The organism is Rhodomicrobium udaipurense JA643, assembly GCF_000636015.1.
Classification (GTDB): domain Bacteria; phylum Pseudomonadota; class Alphaproteobacteria; order Rhizobiales; family Rhodomicrobiaceae; genus Rhodomicrobium; species Rhodomicrobium udaipurense.
The window spans coordinates 17,213-32,284 of sequence record NZ_JFZJ01000028.1; the positions used below are offsets into that span (position 1 = coordinate 17,213).

The 15,072-nt window shown below is 58.8% G+C and carries 14 protein-coding genes; 6 read left to right on the forward strand and 8 right to left on the reverse strand.

Features of this window, described 5'->3' with window-relative positions; all coding sequences use genetic code 11:
* Nucleotides 1–10: 10 nt before the first annotated feature.
* Nucleotides 11–1,051, forward strand: coding sequence for an NAD-dependent epimerase/dehydratase family protein (locus T281_RS06400; protein ID WP_037235970.1), 1,041 nt, complete (start codon nucleotides 11–13; stop codon nucleotides 1,049–1,051).
* The gene (locus T281_RS06405) at nucleotides 1,048–2,376 is read left to right on the forward strand and encodes a DUF4910 domain-containing protein (protein WP_210336101.1); all 1,329 of its coding nucleotides are present in this window, start codon (nucleotides 1,048–1,050) and stop codon (nucleotides 2,374–2,376) included. Before T281_RS06400 ends, T281_RS06405 begins: the two co-directional genes overlap by 4 nt.
* A gap of 28 nt (nucleotides 2,377–2,404) precedes the next feature.
* Here T281_RS06405 and T281_RS06410 read toward each other — a convergent pair whose 3' ends face one another.
* From T281_RS06410 to T281_RS17515, 4 genes are read right to left on the reverse strand one after another with little or no spacing between them, the layout of a single operon-like run.
* Nucleotides 2,405–3,454, reverse strand: coding sequence for a hypothetical protein (locus T281_RS06410; RefSeq protein ID WP_037235973.1), 1,050 nt, complete (start codon nucleotides 3,452–3,454; stop codon nucleotides 2,405–2,407).
* A gap of 4 nt (nucleotides 3,455–3,458) precedes the next feature.
* Nucleotides 3,459–4,709 carry a glycosyltransferase family 4 protein gene (locus tag T281_RS06415; protein ID WP_037235976.1) on the reverse strand — a complete coding sequence of 417 codons (1,251 nt, stop codon included), beginning with the start codon at nucleotides 4,707–4,709 and terminating at the stop codon, nucleotides 3,459–3,461.
* A 3-nt stretch (nucleotides 4,710–4,712) separates the two neighbouring features.
* Complete coding sequence (locus T281_RS06420) at nucleotides 4,713–5,477, reverse strand: WecB/TagA/CpsF family glycosyltransferase (RefSeq protein ID WP_037235979.1); 765 nt, start codon at nucleotides 5,475–5,477, stop codon at nucleotides 4,713–4,715.
* The gene (locus T281_RS17515) at nucleotides 5,474–6,283 is read right to left on the reverse strand and encodes a class I SAM-dependent methyltransferase (RefSeq protein WP_052037176.1); all 810 of its coding nucleotides are present in this window, start codon (nucleotides 6,281–6,283) and stop codon (nucleotides 5,474–5,476) included. The genes T281_RS06420 and T281_RS17515 overlap by 4 nt, the downstream gene beginning before the upstream one ends.
* 547 nt (nucleotides 6,284–6,830) lie before the next feature.
* Here T281_RS17515 and T281_RS06435 point away from each other — a divergent pair.
* From T281_RS06435 to T281_RS06445, 3 genes are all read left to right on the forward strand, one after another.
* The gene (locus T281_RS06435; RefSeq protein WP_037235987.1) at nucleotides 6,831–8,129 is read left to right on the forward strand and encodes a polysaccharide biosynthesis/export family protein; all 1,299 of its coding nucleotides are present in this window, start codon (nucleotides 6,831–6,833) and stop codon (nucleotides 8,127–8,129) included.
* A 261-nt stretch (nucleotides 8,130–8,390) separates the two neighbouring features.
* On the forward strand, nucleotides 8,391–9,767 hold the full coding sequence (locus T281_RS17520) for an undecaprenyl-phosphate glucose phosphotransferase (RefSeq protein WP_162173130.1): 1,377 nt from the start codon (nucleotides 8,391–8,393) through the stop codon (nucleotides 9,765–9,767).
* A 25-nt stretch (nucleotides 9,768–9,792) separates the two neighbouring features.
* Entirely contained in the window at nucleotides 9,793–10,740 is a 948-nt protein-coding gene (locus tag T281_RS06445) for a glycosyltransferase family 2 protein (protein WP_052037179.1), read from the forward strand.
* Nucleotides 10,741–10,782: 42 nt separating this feature from the next.
* On the opposite strand, the gene T281_RS06450 is transcribed toward T281_RS06445, so the two are convergent.
* The 3 genes from T281_RS06450 to T281_RS06460 are packed head-to-tail and all read right to left on the reverse strand — an operon-like array spanning nucleotide 10,783 to nucleotide 13,515.
* Nucleotides 10,783–11,433 (reverse strand): PIG-L deacetylase family protein, encoded by a 651-nt coding sequence (locus T281_RS06450; RefSeq protein ID WP_037235990.1) that lies wholly within the window; start codon nucleotides 11,431–11,433, stop codon nucleotides 10,783–10,785.
* Complete coding sequence (locus T281_RS06455) at nucleotides 11,426–12,247, reverse strand: glucose-1-phosphate cytidylyltransferase (RefSeq protein WP_037235993.1); 822 nt, start codon at nucleotides 12,245–12,247, stop codon at nucleotides 11,426–11,428. Before T281_RS06455 ends, T281_RS06450 begins: the two co-directional genes overlap by 8 nt.
* Nucleotides 12,244–13,515 carry a class I SAM-dependent methyltransferase gene (locus T281_RS06460; RefSeq protein WP_037235996.1) on the reverse strand — a complete coding sequence of 424 codons (1,272 nt, stop codon included), beginning with the start codon at nucleotides 13,513–13,515 and terminating at the stop codon, nucleotides 12,244–12,246. Before T281_RS06460 ends, T281_RS06455 begins: the two co-directional genes overlap by 4 nt.
* 140 nt (nucleotides 13,516–13,655) lie before the next feature.
* On the opposite strand from T281_RS06460, the gene rfbC reads away from it, so the two are divergent.
* The gene (rfbC, locus tag T281_RS06465) at nucleotides 13,656–14,207 is read left to right on the forward strand and encodes a dTDP-4-dehydrorhamnose 3,5-epimerase (RefSeq protein ID WP_037235999.1); all 552 of its coding nucleotides are present in this window, start codon (nucleotides 13,656–13,658) and stop codon (nucleotides 14,205–14,207) included.
* A 33-nt stretch (nucleotides 14,208–14,240) separates the two neighbouring features.
* On the opposite strand, the gene T281_RS06470 is transcribed toward rfbC, so the two are convergent.
* Complete coding sequence (locus T281_RS06470; protein ID WP_052037181.1) at nucleotides 14,241–14,639, reverse strand: metallopeptidase family protein; 399 nt, start codon at nucleotides 14,637–14,639, stop codon at nucleotides 14,241–14,243.
* Nucleotides 14,640–15,072 lie beyond the last annotated feature (433 nt).

Genomic DNA, 15,072 nt, shown 5'->3' on the forward strand with positions numbered 1-15,072 from the left:
AGTTTGTAAGATGAAAATATTCTTGACCGGAAATTTGGGCTACATCGGCACAATCATGGCCCCCGTGCTCGCCGCTGCGGGCCACAGCGTTACGGGTTGCGACGCCGATCTGTACGAGCGGTGCACCTACGCGGCGGGCGGACGCATCGGCGATTTCCCAACACTGCGAAAGGATGTCCGCGATGTTCAGGTGGACGACCTCAAAGGCTTCGATGCCGTCATTCACCTCGCCGCGCTTTCCAACGATCCGCTGAGCGACCTCAATCCCGACATCACCTACGCGATCAATCACAAGGCGAGCGTGCGCCTCGCCGAACTGGCGAAGAAGGCAGTCGTGAAGCGCTTCATCATGGCGTCTTCGTGCAGCAACTATGGCCGCGCGGGCGAGGCCCTTATCGACGAAACCGGCGATCTCAATCCCGTCACGGCCTACGGACAATCCAAGGTCCGCTCCGAGCGAGACATCGGCCTCCTCGCGGACGACGGTTTTTGCCCCGTCTTCCTTCGACCGGCGACGGCATACGGTGTTTCGCCGCGCATGCGTTTCGACATCGTGCTGAACAATCTGGTCGCGTGGGCGGTTACGAAGGGCGTCATCTACATGAAGTCGGACGGGACGCCGTTGCGGCCGGTGGTTCACATCCGCGACATTTCGCAGGCCTTTCTGCGCGCGCTCGAAGCGCCGCGCGATGTGGTCTTCAATCAGGCCTTCAATGTGGGCAGCACGGAGCACAATTACCGCATCCGCGACCTCGCCGAGGTGGTGGCCGAGGTCGTGCCCGACTGCCAGATCGAATATGCCGCCGATGCTGGCCCGGACACGCGGTCCTACCGCGTTAATTTCAGCAAGATCGAACGGGAACTTGGCTTCAAGCCTGAATGGGACGCGCGGAAGGGCGCGGAAGAACTCTACAAATCCTACCGCGAGGCCGGGCTGACGCTCGAAGACTTTGAAGGACCGCGCTATCAGCGTATCGGCCACATCAAATCGCTGCTCGCGGGGGGCATCCTCGCATCCGATCTCAGGCACGTGCCACAGGCTGCGGCCTGAACGTGGGCGAGGCGTCGAAACCGGCAGCAAACGCCGCGGGCGCTGACGCGGATGCAGGCGCATCGATCCATGCGATTGCCGCCGAAATCTTTCCGCTTTGCCGCAGCATCACCGGAGACGGCGTAAGGGAGACCTTGCGCCGCCTCGGCCGTCATATTCCGCTGGATGTGGTCGAGGTCGAGTCCGGTTCGCCTGCCTGCGACTGGACGGTGCCTGACGAATGGACCATTCGCGCGGCCTATATCGAAAACGCAGCCGGTGAGCGGATCGTCGATTTTCGCGCGAACCCGCTGCACGTGATGAGCTACAGCGTTGCCGTGGATGAAGTGATGCCGCTTGCCGAGTTGAAGCGGCACATCTTCACGCTTCCCGAACAGCCGGATCTCATCCCCTATCGCACATCCTATTACGAGCCGCGCTGGGGTTTCTGCATGGCGCATCGCCAACTGGAGACGCTGCCGGACGGCCTTTATCGCGCCGTCATCGATGCCGATCTCGCGCCCGGCCACCTTACCTACGGCGAATGCTATCTACCGGGTGAAACGTCGGACGAGGTGCTGCTCTCAGCGCATATTTGTCATCCCGGCATGGCGAATGATAATTGCTCCGGCCTGGCGCTGCTCACGTTCCTCGCGAAAAAGCTTGCGGGTGAAAGAAGGCGCTACAGCTACCGTTTCCTGTTCGCGCCGGGAACTATCGGTGCGCTGACATGGCTCGCTCGCAACGGAGCGGCCGTTTCGCGCATCCGCCACGGACTGGTGCTGTCCTGCGTCGGCGACGGCGGAGGGCCGTATTACAAGCGCAGCCGTCGCGGCAATGCGGCTATCGACCGCGCCATGGACCATGTGCTGCGGCTCAACAGTGCCGCGCCGGAGATCGTTGACTTCTTCCCCTATGGCTATGACGAGCGCCAGTTCTGTTCGCCCGGCTTCGATCTTCCGGTCGGGCTGTTCCAGCGGAGCCGCTATGCGAGCTTCCCAGAGTATCACACCTCCGCCGATGCGATGAACTTCATCACGCCGGGACATCTCGCCGAGAGCTATGGGATGGTGCGCGAAGCGCTTTTGGTGATCGAAAACGACCGCGTTTATCGCAATCTGTTTCCAAAGGGCGAGCCGCAGCTTGGTCGGCGCGGGCTTTACGATGCCCTCGGCGGCGATCCGAAGGGGGCCGAAAAAAACATTGCGATGCTTTGGGTGCTCAACCTTTCGGATGGAGAGCATTCGCTGCTCGACATCGCCGAGCGCGCGAAGATGCCGTTCGCGACGATCTTCGCCACCGCGACGCTTCTGGAGAGGCACAAGCTGATTGCGCCCGTCGCCTGAAGCGCGCCGCCGAGTTCCACAGCGAAGCTCAAGCGGCTTCCCGGTGCTCGCCGCCGCGCTCTTCCAGCACCATCGGCTCGACGCGTTCAAGCCATGCCTCGCGCCACCAGCTGAAGATCTCGCGCGGGCAGAACATGCGCTGCCCGCTGTATTTCGACTGGCACACCACGCCATCGAGGATCACGGCGGGGGTCTTCAGCGTTCGCATCTCGCCACAGGATTCATCGACGAAGCGTTCCACGCGCGTCATCACCCGGAAGACCTTGCCGCAATAGGGCACGAGTTCAGCATCGAACATGAGGCCACGGTGTGAGCCGTCCTTGCCGAGTGTGGCGAGGATTTCCTCAAAGGGCTTCACGCGCACGAATTCGCCGGGCTTGAGGTTCAGTACGGACGTCGAAGCCGCGGATTTCTTCTGCGGAAACAGATCGGGACGGCGAGGGAAGGGGATACCGCCCCACACAAAGCGCGCCTTGTTGTAAAGCCAGCGTGCTGGCGCACCAATTTTTGCACGATGCGCCCTCGTGCCGTAGGTGTAGCCGAGATAGGTCAGCCCTCGGAGAACTTGCGCAATGCTCCAGTTGCCGGATCGGTAGGCGTTCGCATATTGCCGGACATCCCACCACGCCATGGGCCGGGTGAATTCGAGAAGGCTAGTCGCCTGACAGCGATAGAGCTTCCTGCCGTCCACTTCGCGCGTGGTTGCGGCGAGCACATCGGCTTCGGTGCAGCCGCGGGATGCGGACGCGGGAGACGACATGCGAACGTCACCCGCCTCATTCACCGGCTTCAGCCAAGCCGTCCGCCAGAAAAGCAGACAGGCCGCCTGGCACCCGTCGAACGCCTTCCCATCGCAGCGAATGGGCAGGTGCACCGCGTCATCGACCTGAAGCCCAATGTATTTGCCGCTGACGGTATCGCAGGTTTTATACGCATTCTTGTAAACTGTGAAACGTTTGCCGCAGTATTCAAACATCTGTGGCATGAACGGCATGCCGTCGATCGTGGCGTTTTTGTCCAGAGACGCTAATATTTCCTCCCTGCTTCTGACTTCGACGTATTCACCGGCCTTGATCATTTTCTTATCCACTTGAGGAATGGGGTTCATTGCATATGGAGAACACATCTTTGTTATACAAAGAAATGTGGTTCTTCGTGCCGAAGCGAGCGATGAGTTCGTCGCGATTGCGGAGAAGCCAGTCGCGGTATTCTCGTTGATGCGCCGCCAGACGCACAATTCCGTCGCTGATGCTCGCAACCGAGCGCGGATCGACCGGAACCGCCGCCGCGATCCCGTCGACAAAGCCGTCCACACCGCAGCCCTTCGAGTAGACGATAGGTACCCCCGCAAGCAGCGCCTCGATGAAGGACATGCCGAATGTCTCGTTCCGGCTGGGCAGGACGAAACCGGAATACTGGCCGAGGCGTCGGAGAAGCTCCGTGTGTTCGACCGGCCCGAGAAGACGGACGCTTTCGCCGAGCCCGGCTCTGTCGATGAGGCTCTGAATGTGAGCCAGCCGTTCGGGACTTCCCCGCCCGACCAGATCGAGCGTGATGCCGGGTTCCCTCTCAAGCGCGCGTTTGAACGCGGGCAAGAGCCGATCCAGCCCCTTGCGTTTATAGACCTCGAAGCACAGCACTGAAACGAAGGCGTTCGGACGGCTCGCGGCGTGCGGCTCGATGCCGTCGAGATCCACGAAATTGGGCAGGAGCCGCTGTTTCGCCTGGCTCGGTTGGAATGCCTTCTGGAGCGTGGGACGGTACCACGCCGAGACATGATAGAGGCGCGAGCTTCGCTCCACCACGCGTCTATAAAGAAATCGGTAGTGCGGCTTGACTGCCAGAACCTTGCTTTCAACCTCGCCACGCAGGGAACACACGAGCGGCTTTTTGAACCACAAGGAAAGCCAGTAGCCCGCGAGCCCCTCGAAAGTGAGCTTGTGCGCGTGGATGACGTCGAAATCCTCCCCCCTCGTTTGCAGGATGCGCCGGGTCTGCCGAGCGACAAGATACATCGAGGCGGCCAGCTGCACACCGAGCGGCAGGCCCCAATAGCGGATGGAGATCATGCGACTGTCGCCATTGCCACCGCCGGGCGTGACCCGCGCGCGCCACGGCAGGGACGTTCTGTCCAGCGTGACGATGATATGATCCGCCTCCGGATTGGCGTCGATGAAGTTCTTGACGGCCATTGTGTTCAGCGGCTTGTTGATATTCGGGTAGTCTCCCGTCACATGAAGAATGCAGCGTCGTCGAGGGCGCGGGGCGGGCGCCGTTTCAAGTTTCGTGTCGCGACCTGCGGTCGAAGAAGCCGGGCTCGTCTCCACGTCCATGGTTCAAACTCCGGTGGGGGCTGAAGGAGCGGTCGCCGCGCTCGCGCGATCCCGAGCGACACGGCGTAGGAATTTCCAGTTGCCGACGATGTAGCGGCTCCCGAGGCGACGCGGTTCGCGCGCGAGACGATAGAGCCATTCGACACGGCCGGCACGCACCCAACCCGGCGCACGCGGCAGCCGTCCCGAAGCGAAGTCGAACAGCGCCCCCACTCCCATCAAAACCGGGGCGGACGTCGCTTCGGCGTGTCGATCGATCCAGAGTTCCTGCAACGGGTTTCCCATCGCGACAAGCACGAGATCGGCCTGTGAGAGGCGAATGCCCGCGAGAACCCGATCCGCCGAACCAGCGTCGAAATAGCCGTGATGACAGCCCGCGATATCGTGGCGCGAGCCTGGGGGAACGAGCCTGTCGGCTGCCGCTTCGGCGACGCCCGGCGCACCGCCGAGAAAGAAAATACGCAAGGGGTGGCGCGTCGTGCTCAGATAATGCGGCACGAAGTCTGTGCCGTTCAGGTTCTCCGGAAAAAATGCGCCGAACTTGATCCGGCTCGCGAGATCGACGCCAAGACCGTCGTTGAACACGAGAAACCGTGAAAGCGCGTTGCGGAAATCCTGCCGCTCACTCGCGAGATTGAGCGTGTGCGCATTGGCGAACGCGAGCTTTAGCTGTTGGTGATCGACGAAGGCGCGGTCGATACGAGCCACCGCTTCGTTCCGCGCGCAGACCTCGAAATCCACCCCGAGCAGGGTTCGGCTCTCGCTCATGCCGACCGCCAGAGCACGTTCTTCAGCTGTTTGAGGAGCGGACCGGCGGGTGAAGCGGCGACACGTCTTTTCAGCAAGCCGAACCTGCCATGTCGGCTAACTCCCATGATGCTGACGGGGGAGCCGAACAGCTCCGCGTCCTTGTCGTGATAAAGGCGGAGCCGATCGCGCAGGGTTGTGCGGTAGAACGCGTTGTAGTCCGGATCGCAAAGCAGGATCTTGTTAGGTGTCACGGCGAAGGGCTTGAGACGACCGCCGCTGATAAAATACTGAACCGCGCCAACGCAGACTTCGGGCCAGACTTCGTTGAAGAAATCGTCGAGGACGACCACGCCGCCGGGGTGAAGCGTCGCCTCGGCGAGTTTCAGATCGTTCAGCGCGCATTCCGCTGTGTGTCCCCCGTCTACGGAGAAAACGGAAATTGGGCCGACTAACGAAAGGATCTCTTCCGGTGCGATTTCGAGCGATGATTTCTGGAGGATCGCGACCCTCGACGGGTCGCCGCCCCACCGGACGAGATTTTCGAGAAATCTTTTCTTGTCGCCGCGACCGGACCTGTCGGTGTTCAGGTGCTGGTTGCCAAACACGTCGATCGCCACAGACAGATCTTCGCTCGCGAGGTGCAACAGGATGAACAGTCGACCATGGTGAACGCCGATTTCGGCGCAAGGGCCAAATCGTCCGCTTTCTCTTAACAGGAAGATGAGTTCCGCTATGTATCGCGCGCTGAAGGGGTCGAGCCAACCTTCGACGCGTCTTTGGCCTACGCGCAAATAGCGGTTGAGCTGAGACGACCAACGTTGCATCCGGGTTGCATAAACCGATGCTGGCTTGACCGCCACCTTTTGGATTGCGAATACTTAACGGTGCGGGCTGAACATTTGACAATGGTTAACGCGGCTAAAGTCAGTATTCGAATATCATGGAGCCTACGAAAAGCCAGAAGGCTGTACCGCCAGCCGCGCAAAGGCTCCAAGCCAGCCACGTTGCAATTCGGCTCGGCCTGATCTCGACCTGAGCCATAGAGTCGCTGCCGCTCCTTTTAAGGGCAGCCTCATCCCGCCGTTCGGGTGAGAAATGCGTCGTGCTTCCAGAATGAATCATAGGCTTCGCATCCGCCAGATATCGCATTTTCGGCGTCCCTTAGGGCCTGTCCAGCTTGAATGCAGGTTAGCAGATTTGATCAAAAAAGAAAAAGAACATTTTCAATTCGCGTGATGTGGTTTCGAATTAGTGAGTTGACTGAGTCTCATTCGGATTGTAGCAGTAAAAGTGAGATACGCACGTTAACCTTGCACAGGACTTGCTCCCGTGTGGTTGATATACGGCAAATTTTATTCAAGGAAACGTAAAATGTATCGGAAAGGGGCATTATTAGTTGCCGCTCTTTTTGTCCTGTTCTGCCAAGGGCGGGCTGTATTTGCAGCGGATGCGCCGAAGTCCCTCAGTGAAACTTCGATTCAGACATCAAAAGCAAGTTCGCGCGATGAGCTGGGTATCGGCGACAAGCTTAAGGTCAGCTTTTTTGGCAATATCGACCTCTCCGGTGAAGTGAATATTCAGTCGGACGGCACCATTACATTGCCTGTGCTCGGCACTTTTCAATCTGCCGGAAAAACCGTTGGCGAGCTGACGAGAAGCATCTCCGAACGCTTTTCGCAGGACCCCACCAAAGCTGCCGACAACGTAGTTGTGAGCGTTATCGAATGGCGCCCGGTCTTCGTCACCGGCGACGTAACCACATCCGGATCCTATCCCTATACACCCGGCATGACCGTGCTCCATGCAATTTCGGTGGCTGGGGGCTTCTTCAGGCTGGGGAATTCCGATCCTGCAACCTTCGTCAATGTCGCGCAGAACACGTCGCGGATGCGCGAGATACAGGAGCAGACGAAGTACCAGATCGTGCGCCGCGCGTCGCTTCTCGCCGAAAAGGCGGGCGAAACGTCGATCAAGCCGCCGCTGGATTCCGGCATGGTTGACGAACGGGCCGCTCGGAAGCTTGTCGAAGACGAGACGCGAAGCCTGAGCCTGCGGCGTAAGGCGCTGCGGGACGAAATCGAGATGCGCCAGCGCCAGGTCATCCTGACGCGTCAGGAAATCAACGATCACACAACACAGTTGAAGCGCTTCGACGAAGAATTGAAGTCAAAGAAAGCACATCTCGCGGAGTTGAACGCTCTTCTTTCCAAGGGCGTGTCAAAGCGCCCAGACTTGCTGAGCGTGGACAGCTATATTGCCACGCTCGAAAGCAATCGGCGTGAGCTATTCGCCTCGATCTCGCGCGCTCAGCGGGATCTCGCCCAACTCGAACAGGTGCTCACGGACATACCATTGCGCCGGCAGATCCAGATTGAAGAGGAACTTACCACCCTCGACGAGAGAATCCAGTCAAACAAGGCGCTTTACGAAGCGGCACGGCAGATCGTCGAGCAGTTCAGAGGACCGGAGAACGAGTATCGCACGATATCGGCGGAGGCGCCGAAGCGTTCGCTTCAGATCATGCGAAAAACCGAAGGCGGACAGATTTTCATTGCGGCCGATTATGAAACGAGCGTGAGGCCGGGCGATGTGGTCGTCGTCGGAGGCCAAGTGAAGCAAGCCGCCGAGTTATTGGCCTCGTGGCGCCCGACCGATGCGCCAGTTCGGTAAAATTGAAGAAATATTTTCCACGACAACAACAAAAATTGCAGCTTCCGATATTAATAATATTTGCAATACCCATTTAACGATCAGCTTAACAGATCGCTTTTATGAATTGTTGTGATAAAACAAAATTCGTAAAACTAACGTTTGATTAAGAAGGCGGCAATAAGAGGTATGCACAGCAAATTGGTCGACGTTTCGGAAATCGTCGTCTCTGGTAGGCGGCAGGACCAAGCTTTCACGCCACGGATGTTCGAAGACATCGCAATGGTTGTCGATGTTGCCCTGGTGGTTGTGTCCGCCGTTTTAATAAAATATCTTTATATTTCATTATATCTAGATGCGGAAGCTTCCTCCTCCTACGCGAGCTGCATATTGATCGTCACCGTTTCTCTTCTTGCGGGGCTTCGGCGGCAGAACTATTACGAGGACATCCTGAAGCCGGGCGTTTGGCGGGGCTATTTCAGCCTGTTTCTGATCGTCGCGTTCGCTTTCGGGCTCTCGCTTTTCGTCCTTTTCGCGATCAAGGCAAGCGAGCTGTTCTCGCGTGGATGGTTCACGAGCTGGTTGATCGTCACTTATGCGATTCTGCTCGTTACGCGCGTCGGCTGGCGAACGGCATACGCCCGCCTGCTGAAAAACGGCTACCTCAGAACCGCCGTTATCGTGATCGGTTCAGGCGAGCCCCTTCAGAATACGGTCGCGAGGCTTAGAGACGAAGAGCGCCGGGGGCCCGTCAGCATAGCGGCCGTCTATGCGCTCAACACGAATGAGGCGCGCGATTCCGAAAGTCAGATCGACCGCAATTCGCATCTCGATGGCTGCCTCCAACAAATCGTCATGCAATGCCAGACCAACTCGGTCAGCGATGTGATCGTGGCTCTCCCCGCATCCGAAAAGGACACGCTATGCCGGGCTGTCGCGCACCTGCGACTGCTGCCTGTGAACGTGAACATCGTCCCCGACTTCGGTGAACTCGACCTGTCATCCGGAACAGTGCGCAGCTATGGGCACTTCGGTGCCATTGGGGTGCAGCGTATCCCGATTTCGGAATGGGGCGTCTTCGTCAAGAAGATAGAGGATATCGTCATCGCGACGATCGCACTTTTCGTTTTCGCGCCTGCGATGTGTCTCATTGCCATCGCGATCAAAGTGGACTCGCCTGGCCCCGTTTTTTTTCGTCAACGTCGCCACGGCTTCAACAACAAGATCATCCACGTGTTGAAATTCCGCACGATGACGGTGCTGGAGGATGGGCCGCAGGTCGTGCAGGCCTCGAAATCCGACAGTCGCGTAACCCGCGTCGGGCGCATCCTTCGCCGCACGAGCCTCGACGAGCTACCGCAGTTCCTGAATGTGCTCAAGGGCGACATGTCCGTCGTGGGGCCGAGGCCGCATGCGTTGGCGCACAACGATTATTATTCCCGTCTTCTTGAGAACTACGCCAGGCGTCATCGCGTTAAGCCCGGTATCACCGGCTGGGCCCAGATCAACGGCTTCCGCGGCGAAGTGCTGGAGGCGTCACAGATGGAACAGCGCGTCAAGCTCGATCTCGAATACATCGAGAACTGGGCGATTTGGTTGGACATCAAGATCATTCTCATGACGCCGATCTACGGCTTCATATCCCCCAAGGCCTATTGATCTTGCAGAGTTTCGGAGGTTTGTAATGCGTTCCTTGCCGAAAATCTCGATCGGCGTTCCTGTCTATAATGGGCTGCCCTATGTCGGCGAGCTTATGGACAGCCTGTTGTCCCAGACGTTCGGCGACTTCGATATCGTGATCTCGGACAACGCTTCAAATGACGGCACGGAAGAGCTGCTCCGCGCCTATGCCACCGCCGACGCCCGTGTAAAATACTTCCGTAACGAGACGAATATCGGGCTGATCCCGAATTATAACCGCGTCTTCGAACTCGCGACCGCGCCCTACTTCAAATGGTCCGCCGCCGACGATCTCTACGAGCCCGAGTATCTCGCGGCGTGCTTTCCCGCGATCCGGGACGACGCGTCGGTCGCGGTCAGCCACAGCGAGACCGCTCTCGTCGATAGAGACGGGCTTGCGCTTCCCTATGACAGCAACCTTCATGCCTGCGTCGACGCGCAGAATGGCAGAACCTGGTTGCTCGATCGCGATGATTGCGCCTGTTCGGGCAGCCGAACGCGGCGCTTCCGTGCCGTGCTCGCCAAGCAGATCATGTGCGCGCCGATCTACGGGTTGATGCGGCGGGAAACGCTTCTGAAGACGGTCCTTCATCAGAGCTTTTTCGGTTCCGACAAGCTGCTTCTCGCTGAACTCGCGCTCCATGGGCGCTATTCCATCGCTCCCGGCAAACTCTTCAAGAAGCGCATGCACGCGGAAATGACGAGCGTGATGGGCAAGACCTCGGTGCAATCGCGGATCGATCCGTCGATCCGCTTCAAGTCCGCCCAACTCGTCAAGCTCGGCCACTACATCGCGATGCTGCGGAAAACGGATCTGAGCGCGGCCGAAAAGAGCCGGTGCTTCGCGTATCTCGCCGTTCATTCCGCGTCCTCAATGATCCCCGAGACGTTCCGCTACCGTCCCGAACTCATGTTTGGCCGCATCCCGTTTGCACGCGCCGCTCGCGCATAGACTTCGAGCACCGTTACAGCGTCGTGCTTGCGAACACGGCGATCAGGCGATGGCGAGAACGGATTTCCGAGCCGTGAAGCCTTCCGCGAAGCTTTCCGCAGCGCGACACTCCATACCACGCAGGCGCGCAAGGCCCCGGAAGGTGGCGGCGTCGAACCAGTCTTTCGAGCGCTGAGAACCGAAATGACGGTCAAGAAGCTCGATCTTGCGCTCGATTGTTGCGGCCGGAAGCGGCACAAACATGTTGAGCGGGCGCAGATCCCCGTCCCACTTCGGAATCTCGTATTCGAGGATGGTGTGATCGCGAAAGCTGTTCCAGGTGAGTTGCGATACTTCGCGATGATCCTGATGCGCATCCTCGCGGGCATGGGTGAAAATGATGTCCGGCGAGACGCGCCATTTCAGCCCCTCGAACCAGTCTTTCACCTCGGCGCAATAACCGAAATAGCCGTCGCGAAATGCATGCACCTCGATCGTCGTCTTCTTCGCGCCGGCTAGAAAGTCCGCCGCCGACGCTTTCGCCTCACGGGCGCGCTCACCGTTCGCAGCCAGAACCGCCCAGTGCACATGAAGCTCCGCGCCGGTTGCGATCCAGTGGAGAAGGGTGCCGCCCACGCCGATCTCGATATCGTCGGAATGTGCGCCGAGGCAGAGAATGTGAAGCGGCCGCCCCCGAAGGGCGAGCTCAAGCACGCGAAACCTCGGAGAGCGATTGCGAGAGCTTGCCTGGGCCCTTGCGCTCCACGCACCAAGGCATCTGACCCTTTTCGACCATGTCCTCCAGCGTCTGCCGGTCGCGCAGCGTGTCCATCGAGCGCCAGAAGCCCTCATGCCGGTAGGCCATCAACTGTCCATCGTCGATGAGCCGCTGGAACGGCTCCAGCACCAGTTCCTCGCCGGGCTGCATGTAGTCGAAAATCTTGGGCGTCATGATGAAATATCCGCCGTTGATCCACATTTCGGACCTGTTCGACGAACGAAACTCGCGCACGTTTCCCGCGCCGTCCATGTCGACGAGGTGGTAAGTCAGGGGAGGGCGCGTCGCGAGGAAGCAGGCGACCTTGCCGCTCCGTCTGAACTTGTCGATCATGTCGTCGAGATCGACGTCCGAAAGGCCGTCGCTGTAATTGGCGAGAAACATATCCTCGTGGGCGAGATGATGCCGCACCTCCATGAGGCGTTCGCCAATATTCCGCCAGATGCCCGTGTCGATCAACGACACGGACCAGTCGGCGGGCATCGCAGTGAGAAATTCTACCTTCTCGCCATGATTGGACACGACGCAGTCAGTAAAGAGCTGCGGTTTGTAATTCAGGAAAAATTCCTTGATGATATTGGCCTTGTATCCGAGGCACAGGATAAAATCCCTGTGCCCGAAATTGCTGTAATACTGCATGATGTGCATCATGATGGGCTGAGAGCCGACCGGAATCATGGGCTTCGGCACTTTTTCCGAATATTCGCGGATACGCGTTCCTAGTCCGCCACAGAACAGAACGACTTTCATGACTGCACCTTCTTCGGATCGACGATTTGCGTGCTCGGAATGGGCACGATGAACTTTCCGCCCCAGTCGGCGATGTGGCTCATCTGGTGCATGATTTCAGTCTTGAGGTTCCACGGGAGGATGAAGAGATAGTCGGGCTTCACCGCGTCGATCTTCTCGACGGGGAAGATCGGAATGCGCATGCCGGGGGTGTAGCGGCCGTGCTTGTAAGGATTGCGGTCGACGGTGAAGTCGAGGAAGTCGGGGCCTATGCCGCAATAGTTGAGTAGCGTGTTGCCCTTGCCCGGCGCCCCGTAACCGCAGATGCGGCCACCCGCGTCCTTGATGTCGCTCAGGCAGCGGAGGATGCCGCGTTTGGTCTTCTGCACCTTGTCGCCGAACCCCGTGTAGAACCCGAGTTCCGAAAAGCCGGCAGCATTCTCGCGGGCCAGGAGCGCCGCCACCGCTTCCGTCGCCGTGCGCTGTGACCCTTGACGAGCGAAGTGCACGCGGAGTGAACCTCCGTGCGTCGGCAGTTCCTCGACATCCACGACCTTGAGACCGTGCCGCCGGGCGAGGATCTGGATCGTCGTGAACGAAAAATAGGAGAAATGCTCGTGGTAGATCGTGTCGAACTGGTTTTCGTCGATCAGGCGTTCGAGGTGCGGAAATTCCAGTGTCGCCACGCCCTCCGGCTTCAGCACGATAGCGATCCCGGCCACGAAGTCGTTCAGGTCCGGCACCTGGGCAAGGACGTTGTTGCCGACGACGAGATCGGCCGACTTGCCTTCGGCGACGAGCTTACGCGCGAGCGCTACCCCGAAAAACTCGGTGATCGTCGGGATGCCCTTGTCGATGGCGACCTTGGCCACGTTGATCGCGGGTTCGATCCCGAGACAAGGAATATCGAGCGGCGGGAAGTGTTGCAGCAAGTAACCGTCGTTGCTGGCCAATTCGATGACGAGGCTGTCCCGCCCAAGGGAAAGTCGCTTCGCGATATCTACGCAATAATCTTTAGCATGCGCCACCCAGGACGATGAATATGACGAGAAATACGCATACTCACGGAAAATATCGTCGGGCGTTACATATTCCCGAAGCTGCACGAGAAAACATTTGCCACAGACGAGGGCATGGAGCGGATAATACGACTCCATGGCGTCGACGCCGTCTTCGGCGATGAAGCTTTCGCAGAGTGGAGACATTCCGAGATTTACGAAAGTCTCCGTGACAGGCGCTCCGCACAATCGGCAACGGAATACCTGGTATGACTCTGGACTTGATTCCATGATACGCTTAGTTGTCCTTCATCGATCAAATTTTAATTATCGGCCTAACGCGATTAAAGTAACAAAACCACCGCCAACGTGACCGTTCTCTTGCGCTCATGGTAAACTCGGGCGTGGATCGTCTTGTCCGGGATCGCAGAATGCTATTCCAGCCGGCCCTGCTTGAGGGCGCTTTCATCGTCGAACCGGAACCCTTTCGCGATGAAAGGGGCTTTTTTGCCCGCACTTTCTGCACTCGCGAATTTGAAGCGAGGGGCTTGGTGTGCAATTTCGTGCAGCACTCGATATCCTCCACGGTTCGCAAAGGCACGGTGCGCGGCATGCACTTCCAGACGCCGCCACATGCGGAGGTGAAAGTGGTGACATGCACCCGCGGCGCGATTTTCGACGCGATCGTCGACCTGCGGCGCACCTCGCCAACCTTTCTCGAATGGCAGGGTTTCGAACTGACCGCCGAGAACCGCAAGCGCTTCTATATCCCCGAGGGTTTCGCGCACGGCTTTCAGAGCCTGACCGATGATGTCGAGGTGTCCTATCTGATCTCCGCGTTCTACGCGCCGGAGAGCGCAAGCGGCATCCGTCATGACGATCCGCTCATCGGCATCGAATGGCCGCTGTCCGTCAATTCGATCTCTGAGAAGGACCGGAACTGGCCACCTTTTAATGCGTCGGCAGCCCCATTTCCGGCGTGAAGAAGCGGCGGCTGGCCATTTCGTGGAGAACCGTTAGCTCCCGGATTCGATTTCATCCATATCGGCGTCGGAAAAACCGAAATGATGGCCGATCTCGTGGATGAGCACGTGGTGGATGACGCCACGCACGGGCTCGCGGTTCTCGTGGGCGTAATTCAGGATGGGAATGCGGTAGAGAAAGATCCTGTCGGGCAGACTCGTAGGGTCCGACACGCTTTTGGACGGCAGTCCCACGCCATGATACAGGCCGAGCAGCTCGTAAGGGTCGCGGATGTACAACTCCTTCAGCGTCTCCGCATCGGCAAAATCGGCCACTTCAACCGTCACATCACCCAGCACCGCACGGAATTGCTCCGGCAGGTCGCGCCAGATTGCCCGAGCGGCCACCTCGAAATCTTCGTGCGTCCTTGGCTCGCCTGAGGGCATGTGCATGCAGCCTCCCTTCCCGCAACATCGATCCCGGCAAGCCCGAAATTGGGCTTGCTCCCTTGAAAGCCAAGAGAACGGGCGCGACTTTTCCGCCTGCGAACCCGCGTGAAAACTTTGGTAGCCGTCCGGCGAATAGGCGGTTAATGAGCTTTCAATCAATTTTCTACAATGCTCCGTTGCCTGAGAATATGAGGCGGCGAAGTGGACGCGGCTCATTGCGATCCCATCGGCCGGAGACTACCTCTTTGTTGGAATGAGCGCGTCCAACCCACGCGAAACGGAGCCGCGGCATGCGGCTTCGGTGCGGCCGGAAAGGAAAACTGCCAATGATCGGCTTTCTGTTCATCGTCCTTGCGGTCACCGCGGCCTTTGCCCTCGCTATCCGGCGCGAAGCGCTGTGGACGTGGGCGGCATGGCTCGCGGGCGTGACGCTCGT

What these genes read in the sequence shown, in the direction of transcription:
- T281_RS06400 (WP_037235970.1), top strand. Translation starts at nt 11, where the DNA reads ATGAAAATATTCTTGACCGGAAATTTGGGCTACATCGGCACAATCATG.
- T281_RS06410 (WP_037235973.1), bottom strand. Translation starts at nt 3,454, where the DNA reads ATGATCAAGGCCGGTGAATACGTCGAAGTCAGAAGCAGGGAGGAAATA.
- T281_RS06415 (WP_037235976.1), bottom strand. Translation starts at nt 4,709, where the DNA reads ATGGACGTGGAGACGAGCCCGGCTTCTTCGACCGCAGGTCGCGACACG.
- T281_RS06420 (WP_037235979.1), bottom strand. Translation starts at nt 5,477, where the DNA reads ATGAGCGAGAGCCGAACCCTGCTCGGGGTGGATTTCGAGGTCTGCGCG.
- T281_RS17515 (WP_052037176.1), bottom strand. Translation starts at nt 6,283, where the DNA reads ATGCAACGTTGGTCGTCTCAGCTCAACCGCTATTTGCGCGTAGGCCAA.
- T281_RS06435 (WP_037235987.1), top strand. Translation starts at nt 6,831, where the DNA reads ATGTATCGGAAAGGGGCATTATTAGTTGCCGCTCTTTTTGTCCTGTTC.
- T281_RS17520 (WP_162173130.1), top strand. Translation starts at nt 8,391, where the DNA reads ATGGTTGTCGATGTTGCCCTGGTGGTTGTGTCCGCCGTTTTAATAAAA.
- T281_RS06445 (WP_052037179.1), top strand. Translation starts at nt 9,793, where the DNA reads ATGCGTTCCTTGCCGAAAATCTCGATCGGCGTTCCTGTCTATAATGGG.
- T281_RS06455 (WP_037235993.1), bottom strand. Translation starts at nt 12,247, where the DNA reads ATGAAAGTCGTTCTGTTCTGTGGCGGACTAGGAACGCGTATCCGCGAA.
- T281_RS06460 (WP_037235996.1), bottom strand. Translation starts at nt 13,515, where the DNA reads ATGGAATCAAGTCCAGAGTCATACCAGGTATTCCGTTGCCGATTGTGC.
- rfbC (WP_037235999.1), top strand. Translation starts at nt 13,656, where the DNA reads ATGCTATTCCAGCCGGCCCTGCTTGAGGGCGCTTTCATCGTCGAACCG.
- T281_RS06470 (WP_052037181.1), bottom strand. Translation starts at nt 14,639, where the DNA reads ATGCACATGCCCTCAGGCGAGCCAAGGACGCACGAAGATTTCGAGGTG.